The sequence below is a fragment of the Pedobacter sp. BG31 genome (assembly GCF_042464845.1).
Classification (GTDB): Bacteria; Bacteroidota; Bacteroidia; order Sphingobacteriales; family Sphingobacteriaceae; genus Pedobacter; species Pedobacter suwonensis.
Genome location: NZ_JBHNZK010000012.1, coordinates 69368 through 83480, shown reverse-complemented (window position 1 = coordinate 83480; position 14113 = coordinate 69368). Strand labels below are relative to the sequence as shown.

The window sequence follows — 14113 nt, the reverse complement described above, 5'->3', positions numbered from 1 at the left end:
GAAATGAAAAACAATATTTATACAATTTTGGCACTGGGTGTAGTTTTAAGCTTAAGCGCCTGTAAAAAAGATTTTTTGGCACAGAGCAATCCCAATGCTGTTACTGTAGAGAATTATTTTAAAACTGAGAATGACGTATTATTGGCGGTAAACGGTGCTTACCAATCGTTAAGAAGCAGTAATACGTTGGGTGAAAATAGTGGTTTATTTACCGATGAACGCTCTGATGATACTGGAAGAAATGATAACCAGAGTAATGCAGGTGAACCTTTTCAGTTTAACGATTTTTCACTGCTACCTAGTAACTCCTATCTGAAAGCGCACTGGTTAGCCCTTTACAATGCCATAACCAGAAGCAATTTCATTTTATCCAACATTGATAAAGCGAATTTTACCAATCAGGCTAATAAGGCAAATTACGCTGCAGAAGCTAAATTCATCAGGGCCATTATGTATTTCGAATTAGTACGGAAATGGGGGGCGGTACCTTTGGTAACAAAACAATTATCAACCAATGACGAGGTAATACCCTTTGTTTTCCGCGCACCTGAAGCGGATGTTTACAACCAGATTGTAGCCGATTTAAAAGATGGGTTAAACAGTACGTTACCAAACTTTCCGGCAACAGCGAATATCGGAAGAACATCTAAAGCAGCCATAAATGCTTATCTTGGAAAGGTTTATTTAACCATGGCAGCCACCCTGCCAAACAATAAAGCCGAAAACCTAAGCAATGCCAATACTTACTTGTTGGCCGCTTATAATATGAAAGCTTTTGGGAACCTTTCCGAAATTCCCTATACTGATGTTTTCGACGTAACGAAAAAAACGACCTGTAAAGAATTGATTTTCCAGATTTCTTACAAACAAGGTGATATTAATTATAGCTCAAGCATCGCCGCCAACAACCAGGCGAAAGGCGAAACCATTAATTCGTTAAAGGTTTCTACCGGTATCGGTGGCAATGTGAAGTTAGATCTGATCAACGAATATGAAACAAGTGATTTAAGGAAAGATTTCTCTGTAAAGTTTGCAAATGAGGCTACGGTAAAAGATTGGTTTATTACAAAATTCCGCGATGCGAGTGAATTGGCTACGAAAAACGGTTATGGCGGTAACGACTGGATCTTGATGCGTTATGCCGATGTAATTTTAATGCTTGCTGAGGTAAATATGTTGCAGGGCAACGATGCCATAGCTATTCAATATTTGGATATGGTCAGAACAAGAGCAGGTATGCCAGTTTATGCGGTTGCCAAAACAGATGCTACATATGCGGCTAAATTCCCGACTTTAAAACTGGCTATTTTGCATGAGCGAAGGGTAGAATTCGCCTTTGAGCACCAAAGATGGTTTGATTTGATCAGGAACTTTACCGCGGCAGAGTTGGTTACTTACTTAAAAGCCAAACCACAATCTTCCTATGGTATTGCTAAACTGGCTAATGTAACCACCAAAGACAGGTATTATCCCATTCCTTTTGATGAGGTAAAACTGGATCCGGTTAAAATGTATCAGAATCCGGGTTATTAAATAACGTGAGTTTTGGCTCTTAACTTCGTCATTGCGAACTGAAGAAGGGACTTCGCGCAGGAGTGAAGCAATCTTTTTTGATAATAAATTATATGATAGATTGCTTCGGCTCGCTCATATCCCGCCTCGCAATGACGACTTTTTTGGGAGTATGTCAAAAGTAGCTTGTCGATGGGCCTGTTTCAAGGTGTTTCGACAGGCTATAATTTAAAATTCCAGTACAAAATCGTCATCTCGACCGGAGCAACGCGGAGCGGAGAGATCTTTAAACGACGTTACCGAGAAATTTAAAAGATTTCTCCATTGCGCTACCGATGAAAATCGGTAAGCTTCAGTCGAAATGACGATATTATTTTATCTTAAGTTCTCCCTGCCATTTAGATTAATTTTTATAAAATAAATTAATCCTGATGAACATTCCCCTAATGCTTGATGTCGCACCAACCATAAAAAAAAACTATCTGTGATTTGAAAATGAAGGCCAGCATTTCATCGGCAGCTTCAGACCTTCTTTTCGTTATAAATCCTCGCTATGGGCTTCATCTCAGTCCCCTATATAACATTCCTCGTAATTTTCCCTTTAATAATATAAAGTGCCTGGATATTTTTCTTACTGATTACCGTATCGCCTTTAAAATTCGGGTTTGAAGAGCGGAGGATGAGTTTGGTATCGTCAGCGTGCTGAAAAATGAGTTTGATGGTGCGCAGGCTGTTACTGTCTTCATCCGTCATCACCACATAAGCCTCTCCCCACTGCAGGATTTCGTAATTGGTAATTTCTTTTATCGCTATAATTTCGCCTGCGGCATACTGCGGGGCCATGCTGTCACCATAAACCGGTAAATAGGCCGTACAATCATTAAAAGGCAGATAGTTGACCAGGTATTCCGCCCGTTGCTCTTCCACAATGTGTTCTTTCGCATCCGACAGGCTCATATCAAAATAAGGAACACCTTCCTTGCTTTCGCCAACAGCTGGCTTCTTTTTGAAGAAAGGCTCACCAATTCCATCTTCAAGCCAGGTTAAATTGACGTCGAACTTCATCTCCAACCTATCTTTAATCGCATTAGATACATTAACCCTTTCTCTTAAAATATCTGATAATGAACCCTGTTGAATATTTAATGCAGCAGCAAATTCCTTTTGAGTCTTAAAATGCAATAATTCCATTAATCTTTTTAAGCGCTGATTTTCATTCATAACAATAATTGTTGATAAGTTTAGCTTATTTAAATTAGATTAACTTATTTTATTTTGCTAAATTCGTTAGCTAATATAATCATTTTAAAATTAAACAATATGGAAGCGAACACGAATTTTAAAAACGAAACGATGGCACTTATCGGTGCGATTGGAAGCTTTTTTTCTACAAATAGTGTAGATTATCATTTGAACTTTCTTAAAAACTGGTTAAATCCGCCCCGTAACGAATTCGATTTCTCGCCCCAGAAGCACCCCGCGCAGCTGTTGGTATTTTATGAAAAACTCGTTCCGCTTTTCGATTATTCCGATTTGGTTTTTAACCATATTGAAACTGATAAAGCATTTATAGAGGCGATTTCGGCTGATGAATGCGGTGTAGAACGCGAAATGGTACTACTTAAGTATTGTCCGAAATTACTGAGCAGCGGCGAAGTGAAAAACCCTAAACTTACCTTTCTTGATATTTTTTTGTTCTTCCAGTCAGATACCTATAAAGTGATGTATAAAGAGTGGTTGCTGGCCGCATTAGAAAATAACCTCGATCTGGATTGGGACCAACATATTTTTCCTTTTTACGAAAACACCAAAAAAATGCTGGAGGCTTGTTGGCTCATACACGAAAGGATCATTACCAGAAATAGTTTCAAAAGTATCGATCGCTATTACCATATGGCCATATTCGAAAGTACATCGCCTTTGGCTTTTGAACAGGAATTATTTAACGATCCATTTAAGGTAATAGAATTCTTCTTTAGCCTCGATAACCTTAGCGGGCATAAAACCTATCTAAAAAACTGGTATAAAGCTGCCCTGGCTGAAGAAAAGTGTTTGAGCGATGTGGCCGATTATTTTTTCCTCTATAACCAGTTTACCAAACTGCTTAATGCCGGTTTTTTGATTACGGCTAAAAACTTAACTTATCAGGGTACTCCGCCAAAAAACCTGCTTGCTGCTACAGATCAGTCAAAAAACAGCGGTACCCATATAGGCCTGTGCGAGGTAAATACACTGTCTGCCATGCATATCGAAAATCCCTATCTGTTTGTAACGTCATTCTTTACTACCGAAAAAATTAAGCGACTGCGTTTAGGGCTCCTGGAATGGTTTTATGCTGCATTCAGTACCAAAAGCAGCATTAAATTACTGGATAAGGAATTCCTGTTTGAACAGTATGAATCCATGCTGATGATTATAGAAGCTTTTTTTTTAATCATTACCAATCCTCCCTTAAATGAAACTGAAGAAAGGTACCATTATGCGGAGTAAGTTTTTGAATCCAGAACATGCCGCATTAAAAGATGAAAGCATGTTCCATTTGTTAAAGGCTATTACGGCCGCAGTTCCTGTTCAATGTGTTTATCTCCACAATAACTTTCTGGCCGGTAAGGCTGTTCAGGAAATGCTGATTATGGTTTCGTTTAAACAGGTACGTATTTTAAATGAATTAACACCGGTGTTAAATATTGTATTTAACGGGCAAATGGAACTGAGCTATCGGGTTTTTCATTTACATGAGGTAGAGCAGGCCCTGTTGGAGGGAAGTTTATTCTTTTACTACGCCACCGCTGCGCAAAATTGTTTATTTAGTAAATCCGGTCATTTTCTTGATGGTTACACACCTAAGTTTATTGCAGACCAGGTAAGTGCCAACTACCGGCATGGAATTGATAAGGCCAATAAATTTTTGGTAGGTGCAACCTTCTACTTTAAACAACAAAATTTTGAATACTGCACTTTCATGCTACATCAGGTTTTTGATCTGATGTATCGGGCCATTGAGATTCTGGTCATGGGAAAAGATAAAAAAACACACCGCATCAGGGTTCATCAATTGTATATTAAGCCTTATGTTAAGCCGCTTTCAGCATTGTTTAATGATAGTGAAGAAGAGGTTGGCCTATTGCATTTGCTTGATGAGGCTTATCTGGCCGTAAGGTACGAAAACAGTTATGTTATTGGTAAGCAAGATGTGGTATGCCTGTTTGAGAAAGTAGATTTACTTTATGTAATTGCGGAACAGGTTTATCAGGGCATCATGAACAATCATTTCGATCAAGAGGTTAGCGGGGCAGGTATGGGTTAAGTGTTGTTGGTAAACTCACCCGGGGTTTTCCCAAAATGTTTTTTGATTATGAGCTAAAATACTTACGCCGTGCAATAAAGATAAATCCATTGTTTTATTCAGGAAATGAATGTTCAGTATTTCTTCGGGAACAGCAGCCCCGTTATTCGCTTTATCCCGTTGGAAAAATCGGGATGCACGCTACTACCGGGTTTATGAACAACGGTTTGTGAAAAAAATAAACACTAATAAGAATGCTTGCTGATTCTGCACCCAGCCGCTAATATTAAGGTGTGCCGTGCCATCTAGACCCGATTGGAGTGGGCACGAACCCGATATTTCATCGGGTGAAGTAAAACGGAAAGCGGGACGAGACCTAAATAATTTCACAGAAACCTGCTCTCCAAATACTTAAGAATAACCTGTGTTTTGATGTTAACTCAAATGATAAAGAAAATGAAATATAACCCATTGTTTTATTCAGGAAATGAATGTTCAGTATTTCTTCGGGAACAGCAGCCCCGTTATTCGCTATAGCTCCGATGAAGAATCGGAGGCTGCCGCTACTACCGGGTTTATGAATAAGGGGCTGTGCAAGGGATGCCAAAATTGATGTTTGCTGGTTGTGCGATTAAACAATAATAGTAATGCCTGCCGTGCCACCTAGACCCGATTGGAGTGAGCACGAACCCGATATTTCATCGGGTGAAGTAAAACGGAAAGCGGGAAGAAACCTGAATAATTGTACTGAATTTGCGCTCCAAATAATTGAAAAAAAACTCGCTTTAGCTATTAAACGTGCATATTAACTAAAATATAAACTGATTTTTCCGCCCTGTTGATTTGTCCGCAGTTCGCTTTACCCGGTTTTTTAACCTTCGTACTACCTATCGATAATAAATTTCGTACAAATCCTTCTGCACCCTGACTAGTTTAAATGCATGGAATTAGAAACCATGAAAAAGGATTATAAAGTTGAGGATTAATACCAATAATAAGTATCGTATAAATATATTTGTGGACAGGATCTGATACCATTTCAGATTTCTCTCAAACTCAATTTTTTATCCAATGAATAAATTCGAAAGCCGTTACGCCCAAAGTCCTAAAGAAGTTAAACAAATGGATACCGCTGCTTTGCGGGATAATTTCCTGATTGAAAACGTATTTGAAGCCAACCAGGTAAACCTTACCTTATCTCATTTTGACAGATATATTGTAGGTGGCGCCATGCCTGTTGAGCAGAAAATAGCATTGCCAAACCCTGACGATTTAAAAGCAAATTACTTTTTGGAACGTAGGGAACTGGGTATCATTAATGTTGGCGGAAAAGCTATTGTTACTGCAGATGGCGAAGCATACGAACTGGATTATAAAGAAGCTTTATATATCGGTAAAGGTACAAAAGAAGTGTTTTTTGAATCTGCCACCCCCGGCGAGGCCGCAAAACTATATATTAACTCCGCCCCCGCACACCATAGCTATCCTACTAAAAAGGTAAGTAAGGCCGAAGCAGAGGTTGTAGAATTGGGTACACCTGAAACAGCTAATCATAGGGTTATTAATAAGTTATTGGTAAACAGCGTTTTATCAACCTGCCAGTTGCAAATGGGCATGACCGAATTAAAATCGGGCAGTGTTTGGAATACCATGCCTGCGCATACACACGATAGGAGGATGGAAGCCTATTTCTATTTCGAAGTTCCAAAAGGGCAGAGTATTTGCCATTTTATGGGCCAGCCGCAAGAAACCCGGCATATCTGGATGCAGAACGATCAGGCAGTAATTTCGCCAAACTGGTCTATCCACTCCGGAGCAGGTACAAGCAACTATACTTTTATTTGGGGCATGGCCGGCGAAAACTTAGATTATGGCGATATGGATCATTGTGCCATTAACGAACTGAAATAATTTATTTAAGAATACATCATGGCTAATATATTTAATTTAGCAGGTAAAACTGCATTAGTAACCGGCTGTAAAAGAGGGATCGGAAAAGCCATGGCTTTGGCTTTGGCTGAAGCAGGTGCCGATATTATCGGTGTTTCTGCAAGTTTAGAACTACAGGGCAGTGCTATTGAGAACGAAGTTTTAGCGCTGGGCAGAAAATTTTATGCTTACCAGTGCGATTTTGGTAAACGCGAAAATACCCTGGCTTTTTCGGCTCAGGTGAAAGCAGATCATCCTGTGATTGATATTCTGGTGAACAATGCCGGAACGATTTTGCGCCAGCCAATTGCTGAACATTCTGATGAATATTGGGATGAAGTAATTGCCGTAAACCAATCCGCACCATTTATTTTAACGCGTGAAATTGGTAGGGAAATGATTGCCAGAGGAAGTGGAAAAGTAATTTTTACCGCTTCATTACTTTCATTTCAGGGCGGAATTACCGTTCCTGGTTATGCTGCAAGTAAAGGCGCTATTGCATCCTTAACCAAAGCTTTTGCAAATGAGTGGGCATCAAAAGGTGTAAACGTAAATGCGATTGCGCCAGGGTATATCGCAACTGATAATACTTCTGCCTTACGCGAAGATCAGGATAGGAGCACTTCTATATTATCGCGTATCCCGGCTGCAAGGTGGGGAACACCAGAAGATTTTAAAGGGCCAACCATATTCCTGGCCTCAGCTGCAAGCGATTATGTTCATGGAACAATTTTAACCGTTGATGGCGGTTGGATGGGACGGTAGGGATAGTCCTTAGTCTCTAGTCCCTAGTCAGGAGTCGATGTTCAGAAGTATTTAAACCTCGCAGATTTTCAAAGCCTGCGAGGTTTTTTTTGCAATTAGTAATGAGGACTTGCGACTCATTACTGCGGACTTAATAAACTGACTCGATAATTATTTACTTAAAACACTGTCTTATAAGCGCCCAATCCCCGACCGATTCGTCATGCTGAACTTGTTTCAGCATCTTTTTAGCAGGAAAGACCCTGAAATAAATTCAGGGTGACGGTCGATTAATCAAACGTCAATATAAGCTACCGATAGGTAATATTAATAATCGAACTCAGGTTAATACAAATTATAAATCTCCTTAATATCTTTCAGGATATTTTCGAAATCGATTTTAAGGTCGATTAATTTTCCGGTATGGATATCAAAAACCCAGCCGTGAACGGTTATTCCGCGTTCAGTGATGGCCTCTTGCACCGCTGCGGTTTTTAACAGGTTAACGCATTGTTCCTGAACATTCAGTTCAACGAGTCGGTTGTAACGCGCACCTTCATCCTCAATGGCATTTAACTCGTCTTTGTGGATCCGGTAAACATCACGGATATTTCTTAACCATGGATTTAATATACCCATATCAGCAGGTTGCATGGCGGCTTTAACGCCTCCACAGTTGTAGTGTCCGCAAACCACAATATGGTTTACTTTTAAGTGACGAACAGCGTAGTTTAAAACCGTCATTACGTTTAAATCTACGTTATTTACCAGGTTGGCCACATTTCGGTGTACAAAAGCCTGTCCTGGTTGTATACCCATTAAATCTTCGGCCGTAACCCGACTATCTGAACATCCGATGTACAGAAACTCCGGACTTTGTCCTTTAGATAACTCAGTAAAATAATTGGGATCAATTGATAGTTTTTCTGCTATCCACTTTTCGTTGTTCTTAAAAACGTCTTCTACATTCATAATGGTGCTTTAATAGCGTTTTGGATAAATAAATTATTGTTAAGCTGTTTTTATTCAATCATAATACCAAAAATAATCTTTTGCTATTAATGCATAGAAATTAAAGGCATTAACAGAAAAATTTCTTTTTGATCGCTTTACTAACAAGTTTTATCCCTAAATGTTTACAGATTTGGTAGTAGCTTCTTCATATGGGCTACCTGAAGGATGTTTTTAAATTCAGATGTATTAAAATCTCCTTTAGTGATGATCTGTTTTAAACTTCTGTTAAAACTTCTTACGGAAATGCCCAGATAGGCTGCCATATCTTCTTTAGAAATGGAAATATGCTCATCAGCCTGTAGCTTGAGCAATTTCAAAAGCGCATATTCCAGCGTATATAACTGCTGAAAAGATGCGCGTGTACTGGTTTGTATAATTCTGGTAGACAATTCCTGAAGTAGGAGTATCGTGAATTCGCTATTTTTATCAATCAATGAAAGAAAAAGATGATGAGGGATCACATAAGCCGTAACATCACTAATTGCAGCTACATTACACAGACAAGTAATCTTTTTTAGCGCTTCCAGCTCGCCAACTACCTCGCCCTTGCCTAAAAACTCGATGATAAAATCCTTACCGTTTTCTTCAGAAATAAAACATTTGCTGATTCCGTCTTTAATGATATAGATATTGCTGATTTTTTCGCCCTGCTCAATAAATTTATGTCCTGCTTTAAAGCTTTTAAGCGTAATGTCTGCCTCCTTGTTTTCGGTACAAAAACGTTCTATAAAAGATAAGAAAGTAAGGTTGGTGCGTAGCATATTTATTTAATCGAGACAAATGTCCTTTTTTGAAGGGAATTGTTGCTTTACTTTTGTGGTGCTAAAGTAAGCATAACCATGAAAAATCAGATTACTGTAATTGCTTTTGATGCGGATGATACCCTTTGGGTAAATGAGCCCTATTTCAGGGAAACCGAAAATCAGTTTGCAGGCCTTTTAGAAGATTTTATGCCCCACCATAACGTCCTGGCTGAACTTTATAAAACGGGAAAGAGATTATCAAAAACTGATCAAACACCTGGACTGTAAACCTGAAGAATTTTTAATGCTGGGCAATTCCTTGAAATCTGATATTTTACCGGTACTGAATATTGGCGGGTACGCCGTTCACATTCCTTTTCATACTACCTGGGTGCATGAGCATATTGATCATACCATTGAACATGCAAATTTTTACCAGATGGAAAGTCTATCTGAGATTTTACCAAAATTAATTGAATGAAAGAAAAAATAGACATCAATACCTGGATCAGAAAAGATCATTTTAAATTTTTTAGCGGTTTCGAAGAGCCTTTCTTCGGAGTTACTGTGGAATTAGATTGTACCACGACCTACAAAGAAGCAAAAAAACAAAACGTTTCCTTTTTCCTGCTTTATCTGCACAAATCGTTAATAGCCGCCAACCAGGTAGAGCCTTTCAGGTACCGCATTATTGATGGTGAAGTTTGGAAATACGATATTATAAATGCCGCGGCCACCATTAACCGTCCGAATGGAACCTTTGGTTTTGGTTATATGGATTTCTCTGAGAATTTTGAAGATTTTAGGAAGGCAGCTAATCAGGAAATTGAAAAAGTAAGAAACAGTACCGGTTTAATTCCTTCTTCATCGGGCGAAAATGTAATCCATTACTCGGCATTGCCCTGGCTAAATTTCACTTCTTTATCACATGCCCGAAATTATGCTTATCAGGATAGCTGTCCTAAAATATCTTTTGGCAAGCTTAGAGATGAAAACGAAAGAAAAATAATGTCTGTCTCTATACATGTAAACCATGCTTTGATGGATGGATTTAATGTTGCCCAGTTTGTAGATTACTATCAGGCGCTGTTAAATAATGAAGAGGTTAACGTTCCTCTTAAATCTAAACCTTTAAGCCTAAGTAACATTTAATATCCAATTAATATTTGATATTTATTTTCGGTAATGTTTATTACCGCCGTAATTGTTCCATTTTACCTTTTGGCTATTGTAGCCATGTGTTATATGGACACTGCATTAAAGGCCATGATGTTTTTTGTGATGTTGCTAATTGCCACATTTGTACTTTTTCTGTTCATTAATTATCCCATGCCATCAGCTTTTGCGGTAATCTGTTTGATGGGATTGTTTGCCTTTAGATTTAAAGATTAATTAAAATTTAAATTATCATTTGCATTCGAGAAAGTATTTGCTATTTTTGCAGCCCAGGCCGGAAGCTCGTTTTTCAATGTGTAGTTAATTTGCCATTGGATATAAAATTGGGGGATTAGCTCATTTGGCTAGAGCGCTTGCCTGGCAGGCAAGAGGTGACCGGTTCGAATCCGGTATTCTCCACCACTATAAAAAAAACCTTTCAGAAACCTGAAAGGTTTTTTTGTTTACAGAATTCTGTAAGTAACTTTTTGTATATCAATTCATTCTGGTTCTTGTTTCTCTATATCTGAAATTAAAAAAGATAACTCCCATTGTAAATAAGGCGAAGCTTGACATCCAAAGCCAATAACCTGTATGAAACGCCAGTATTTTTCCTTTCGACCCACTTTCTGCAGCAAGTACTTCATTCCAACGACTAAAGGAAATTGCTATGGCTGTTGCGAGTAAAGAGAACCACTTACTTTTACGTTTAAGTTTTGGTACAGGTTTATTCAAAACGGAATCTATTTTTACTTGAGTTCTGTTTTCTCGCAGGAAACGGATTATGGCAAATAGTGCAATTGGATTGGCCATCCATATCATGGTTTCAAGCATACCGCCACCCAAAATAGCTATTCCTCCCATCAAAAGTAATTCGTAGCCTTTTGGCGTTTCTATCTTTATGTACTGGTAGCTTAACACCTTAAAAAAGAGAGATGAACAAAATACTGTTATCGGAATTATTACGATCGTAAGTCTAAGGAATTTTTGAGATGTGGTCATTATTTAATGATTGGCTATAAAGGAATAAGCGCGTTAGACATAACATTTACTTTGTAATAATAATATACTTAATTCATTTTGGGAAATTAAACTCCGTACTATTCCTTTAAATCATATATGAAATATTGAGGACTTCAGGTTAAAACCACCGACTATTCAAGTCTAATTATGTGTTTTTTTCACTTTAGCCATAACGATATCTATTCGCTAATCAATGATCACCCCTTCACAAAGTTTAATTGATATGTGGTTTTTTTATGGTAACGCGTAATTTTTTTGATCTAATTCGTCTTTTTCAGAATAATACAGGCACCACCACCTGGAGCAAGTTTTACCCGAACTTTAGTGCCAGATGTAACGTTCAATTCTTTCGAGGTATAGCCTTCTTTATGCGTGCGATAATCAGAATCTTTACTGTCCTGAATAACAGTTGCCCGGTAGTTGCCTTTACTTAAGAACGATAACGGAATTTCCAGATCGCGGGGTTCTTCGTTAGTGGCCGCACCAAACAGCCACGTTCCGTCGGCTGATTGCCTGGCCATCGAAATATACTCTCCAATAACACCACTAATGGTTTTGCTTTCCCGCCATGGCATCTTTTCAGAAGCGTAAAATTCTAGTATTTCCGGATGTTTCTTGTAATTTTCAGGAATATCAGGGATTACCGTAACACCTAAAAACATGACCAATGTCCGCGCTGCTTCACCAACCAAAGTAGAGGGTACGGGTGATGGTTCGTCCACACGGCCAGCCTGGGTAAGGTCTGCCAATCCATTGTTCATGTTAATCGGGCCAGGTTTACCAGTAATGACAGTAAAAGCTGATGATCGTGATTACATGGCCGTACATGAGGCTGATGTAGATCAGGGTGAGCCGCTAATATATAATGGACAAAAGGTATGCGCCGCAATCCGGGGATCTCAGGAAGAATTGATTCCACGTCTTCTTATATTCATATATTTAATTAATTACTTGGCAAGCTATAATCAAACACAATTAATTGCATGGCTTTAATCAGCTGATACAAAGCTAATTTATGGGAGACACAAAAAATGGCACAAATGGACTTTTTTTTATACAAATCCGACATATTAGAAATTTGTTAAAAAGCAGAAAGAATAATTTTTATTTGTTGACAGCTGAATGTTTAACATTTGATAATTACCGCCTTATTTTAAAAGCTGGGCTAAGATCTGCAGGAATATAAAAATAGTCTGCTACTGGCTTATCATATAGGAGATGGGAAGAAAAGGATAGGGAATTAATCTGTGAATTCAAGAATAAGGTTTATTTGTCACTTTGTTTCCCCTGCGTAAACTTCGCATGAATTGCGGTTAAATAAACCAAAAACTATTCTAAATTTGAGCGATAAAACCCAAGCTCATGTTTTTAAAAACAGGTCTGAAGAAGGCCTTAACCATAATAAGTTTTCTGCTCAGTTCGTACGTTGCCTCGGCACAGTTTAATCAATCGGCCTTCGAAAACAGGATCCGTCCCGATAGCAGTTTAGTAAACGAGGTTCATTTTAATTTTTACAATTTAAACTACGTTCGGAATTACGAATACACTAATGATTTTCATGATGGTTATACCTTGTATGGCACACAGCTACAGCCACAATTGGTATATTACGCACATCCAAACCTGGCCATTACCGCTGGTGCCTTTATCAGGAAGGATTTTGGCCGGAATGGAATTTCTGATGCCAAACCATTGTTTAGTGTAAAATACCATAAGCGTAACCTTACCTTAATTTTTGGTAGCTTAGAAGGAAATATCCAGCATAGGTATATTGAGCCTTTATACGATTTTGAAAGGATTTTAACTACACCGATTGAGTATGGTACACAGCTATTGGTTGAGCGTAAGAAATTTACTTTAGATGCCTGGATTGCCTGGCAGAAAATGATTTATAAGGGTGATCCGACCAAAGAAGAAATTATCGGTGGATTATCTACGGAGAGTTTTTTAATCAAAAATGATGACTGGAAATTGAGTATTCCCGCACAGTTTTTGGCTTTCCATCAGGGCGGACAGATTGATGTGCTGAAAGAAATCCCGATTACTACCATGTTTAATGGTGCAACCGGTATAAAACTGCATAAAGATATTAATGGCAATATTAAGCAGGTATACACGGATAACTATATTGCTGTTTACAAAGATTTCTCTCCCGATAAAAGAAGGGCCTATCAGGGCGGTTTTGGTTTATGGTTAAATGCCGGAGTAGAAAGTAAATGGGGAAGTTTAGTGGCCTCTTACTGGAAAGGCAATAACTTTATTTCGATTAAAGGGATGCCACTGTACGAGTCAGTTTCGGATAATTTATATAGTCCAGGCTTAAAGCAAAGTTCCAGAAACATTGTTTCGCTACGTTATGCTTACCAAAAAGAATTGATTCCGCATTTATACCTTGATGTGCGGTTCGAACCACATATCGATTTAGATCATACTGATAAACAACTGCAGTTTAACCATTCGTTTTTCTTAACCTATAAGCAAGATTTTAAATTGTTTAAGGCGAAGAAGGATGGAAAGTAGAGGGTATAAAGGTAGAGGGTAAAAGGTAGAAGGTTTAGGGTGTAGGGTTAAAATTCATACATTTCAAACCCATAGTTTTAAAAAGCTAAGGGATTTGTTATTTTAAGCATTACCACTGCTTCCTAAACCCGATAGCAGCGGAAAACACGAAGGTGAGGAACGAGCCGAGGCTTTGAAGCGGATAGCG

The 14113-nt window shown here is 38.5% G+C and carries 15 protein-coding genes and 1 tRNA gene; 11 read left to right on the top strand and 5 right to left on the bottom strand.

Annotated elements, in window-relative coordinates; genetic code table 11:
• The first annotated feature begins 3 nt into the window (after positions 1-3).
• Entirely contained in the window at positions 4-1533 is a 1530-nt protein-coding gene (locus ACFE6N_RS15125; RefSeq protein ID WP_378937759.1) for a RagB/SusD family nutrient uptake outer membrane protein, read from the top strand.
• Positions 1534-2085: 552 nt separating this feature from the next.
• On the opposite strand, the gene ACFE6N_RS15120 is transcribed toward ACFE6N_RS15125, so the two are convergent.
• A complete protein-coding gene (locus tag ACFE6N_RS15120; protein WP_378937757.1) occupies positions 2086-2733 on the bottom strand; it encodes a helix-turn-helix transcriptional regulator in 648 nt (215 codons plus the stop codon).
• Between the two features lie 99 nt (positions 2734-2832).
• On the opposite strand from ACFE6N_RS15120, the gene ACFE6N_RS15115 reads away from it, so the two are divergent.
• From ACFE6N_RS15115 to ACFE6N_RS15100, 4 genes are all read left to right on the top strand, one after another.
• On the top strand, positions 2833-4002 hold the full coding sequence (locus tag ACFE6N_RS15115) for a hypothetical protein (protein WP_378937756.1): 1170 nt from the start codon (positions 2833-2835) through the stop codon (positions 4000-4002).
• Complete coding sequence (locus ACFE6N_RS15110; RefSeq protein WP_378937753.1) at positions 3968-4819, top strand: HEPN domain-containing protein; 852 nt, start codon at positions 3968-3970, stop codon at positions 4817-4819. Before ACFE6N_RS15115 ends, ACFE6N_RS15110 begins: the two co-directional genes overlap by 35 nt.
• 1050 nt (positions 4820-5869) lie before the next feature.
• Positions 5870-6709: a 5-dehydro-4-deoxy-D-glucuronate isomerase gene (kduI, locus tag ACFE6N_RS15105; RefSeq protein ID WP_378937751.1), complete on the top strand. Its 840-nt coding sequence runs from the start codon at positions 5870-5872 to the stop codon at positions 6707-6709.
• 18 nt (positions 6710-6727) lie between these two features.
• Positions 6728-7492 (top strand): SDR family NAD(P)-dependent oxidoreductase, encoded by a 765-nt coding sequence (locus ACFE6N_RS15100; RefSeq protein ID WP_378937749.1) that lies wholly within the window; start codon positions 6728-6730, stop codon positions 7490-7492.
• A 324-nt stretch (positions 7493-7816) separates the two neighbouring features.
• Here the strand turns inward: ACFE6N_RS15100 and ACFE6N_RS15095 are convergent, their stop codons facing one another.
• The gene (locus tag ACFE6N_RS15095) at positions 7817-8443 is read right to left on the bottom strand and encodes a carbonic anhydrase (protein WP_378937747.1); all 627 of its coding nucleotides are present in this window, start codon (positions 8441-8443) and stop codon (positions 7817-7819) included.
• 164 nt (positions 8444-8607) lie between these two features.
• Positions 8608-9246, bottom strand: a complete 639-nt coding sequence (locus ACFE6N_RS15090) for a Crp/Fnr family transcriptional regulator (RefSeq protein WP_378937745.1) — start codon at positions 9244-9246, stop codon at positions 8608-8610.
• A gap of 78 nt (positions 9247-9324) precedes the next feature.
• On the opposite strand from ACFE6N_RS15090, the gene ACFE6N_RS15085 reads away from it, so the two are divergent.
• The 5 genes from ACFE6N_RS15085 to ACFE6N_RS15065 all read left to right on the top strand — a co-directional run bounded on the left by ACFE6N_RS15085 (position 9325) and on the right by ACFE6N_RS15065 (position 10806).
• Positions 9325-9516 (top strand): hypothetical protein, encoded by a 192-nt coding sequence (locus tag ACFE6N_RS15085; protein WP_378937744.1) that lies wholly within the window; start codon positions 9325-9327, stop codon positions 9514-9516.
• Positions 9517-9532: 16 nt separating this feature from the next.
• A complete protein-coding gene (locus tag ACFE6N_RS15080; protein ID WP_378937742.1) occupies positions 9533-9709 on the top strand; it encodes a hypothetical protein in 177 nt (58 codons plus the stop codon).
• The gene (locus ACFE6N_RS15075; RefSeq protein ID WP_378937740.1) at positions 9706-10380 is read left to right on the top strand and encodes a CatA-like O-acetyltransferase; all 675 of its coding nucleotides are present in this window, start codon (positions 9706-9708) and stop codon (positions 10378-10380) included. Before ACFE6N_RS15080 ends, ACFE6N_RS15075 begins: the two co-directional genes overlap by 4 nt.
• 33 nt (positions 10381-10413) lie before the next feature.
• Complete coding sequence (locus ACFE6N_RS15070) at positions 10414-10620, top strand: hypothetical protein (RefSeq protein ID WP_378937739.1); 207 nt, start codon at positions 10414-10416, stop codon at positions 10618-10620.
• A 109-nt stretch (positions 10621-10729) separates the two neighbouring features.
• Positions 10730-10806, top strand: a tRNA-Ala gene (locus ACFE6N_RS15065).
• A 72-nt stretch (positions 10807-10878) separates the two neighbouring features.
• Here the strand turns inward: ACFE6N_RS15065 and ACFE6N_RS15060 are convergent.
• Positions 10879-11385 (bottom strand): hypothetical protein, encoded by a 507-nt coding sequence (locus tag ACFE6N_RS15060; RefSeq protein ID WP_378937737.1) that lies wholly within the window; start codon positions 11383-11385, stop codon positions 10879-10881.
• 281 nt (positions 11386-11666) lie between these two features.
• A complete protein-coding gene (locus ACFE6N_RS15055; protein WP_378937736.1) occupies positions 11667-12167 on the bottom strand; it encodes a glycoside hydrolase family 97 C-terminal domain-containing protein in 501 nt (166 codons plus the stop codon).
• 601 nt (positions 12168-12768) lie between these two features.
• Here ACFE6N_RS15055 and ACFE6N_RS15050 point away from each other — a divergent pair.
• Positions 12769-13926: a hypothetical protein gene (locus tag ACFE6N_RS15050; protein ID WP_378937734.1), complete on the top strand. Its 1158-nt coding sequence runs from the start codon at positions 12769-12771 to the stop codon at positions 13924-13926.
• Positions 13927-14113: the final 187 nt, after the last annotated feature.

Bases quoted from the DNA above. Each gene is read 5' to 3' on its own strand.
- ACFE6N_RS15095 (WP_378937747.1), bottom strand. From the start codon at position 8,443: ATGAATGTAGAAGACGTTTTTAAGAACAACGAAAAGTGGATAGCAGAA.
- ACFE6N_RS15070 (WP_378937739.1), top strand. From the start codon at position 10,414: ATGTTTATTACCGCCGTAATTGTTCCATTTTACCTTTTGGCTATTGTA.
- ACFE6N_RS15060 (WP_378937737.1), bottom strand. From the start codon at position 11,385: ATGACCACATCTCAAAAATTCCTTAGACTTACGATCGTAATAATTCCG.
- ACFE6N_RS15055 (WP_378937736.1), bottom strand. From the start codon at position 12,167: ATGAACAATGGATTGGCAGACCTTACCCAGGCTGGCCGTGTGGACGAA.
- ACFE6N_RS15090 (WP_378937745.1), bottom strand. From the start codon at position 9,246: ATGCTACGCACCAACCTTACTTTCTTATCTTTTATAGAACGTTTTTGT.
- ACFE6N_RS15075 (WP_378937740.1), top strand. From the start codon at position 9,706: ATGAAAGAAAAAATAGACATCAATACCTGGATCAGAAAAGATCATTTT.
- ACFE6N_RS15110 (WP_378937753.1), top strand. From the start codon at position 3,968: ATGAAACTGAAGAAAGGTACCATTATGCGGAGTAAGTTTTTGAATCCA.
- ACFE6N_RS15125 (WP_378937759.1), top strand. From the start codon at position 4: ATGAAAAACAATATTTATACAATTTTGGCACTGGGTGTAGTTTTAAGC.
- ACFE6N_RS15115 (WP_378937756.1), top strand. From the start codon at position 2,833: ATGGAAGCGAACACGAATTTTAAAAACGAAACGATGGCACTTATCGGT.
- ACFE6N_RS15085 (WP_378937744.1), top strand. From the start codon at position 9,325: ATGAAAAATCAGATTACTGTAATTGCTTTTGATGCGGATGATACCCTT.
- ACFE6N_RS15050 (WP_378937734.1), top strand. From the start codon at position 12,769: ATGTTTTTAAAAACAGGTCTGAAGAAGGCCTTAACCATAATAAGTTTT.
- ACFE6N_RS15080 (WP_378937742.1), top strand. From the start codon at position 9,533: ATGCTGGGCAATTCCTTGAAATCTGATATTTTACCGGTACTGAATATT.
- kduI (WP_378937751.1), top strand. From the start codon at position 5,870: ATGAATAAATTCGAAAGCCGTTACGCCCAAAGTCCTAAAGAAGTTAAA.
- ACFE6N_RS15120 (WP_378937757.1), bottom strand. From the start codon at position 2,733: ATGAATGAAAATCAGCGCTTAAAAAGATTAATGGAATTATTGCATTTT.
- ACFE6N_RS15100 (WP_378937749.1), top strand. From the start codon at position 6,728: ATGGCTAATATATTTAATTTAGCAGGTAAAACTGCATTAGTAACCGGC.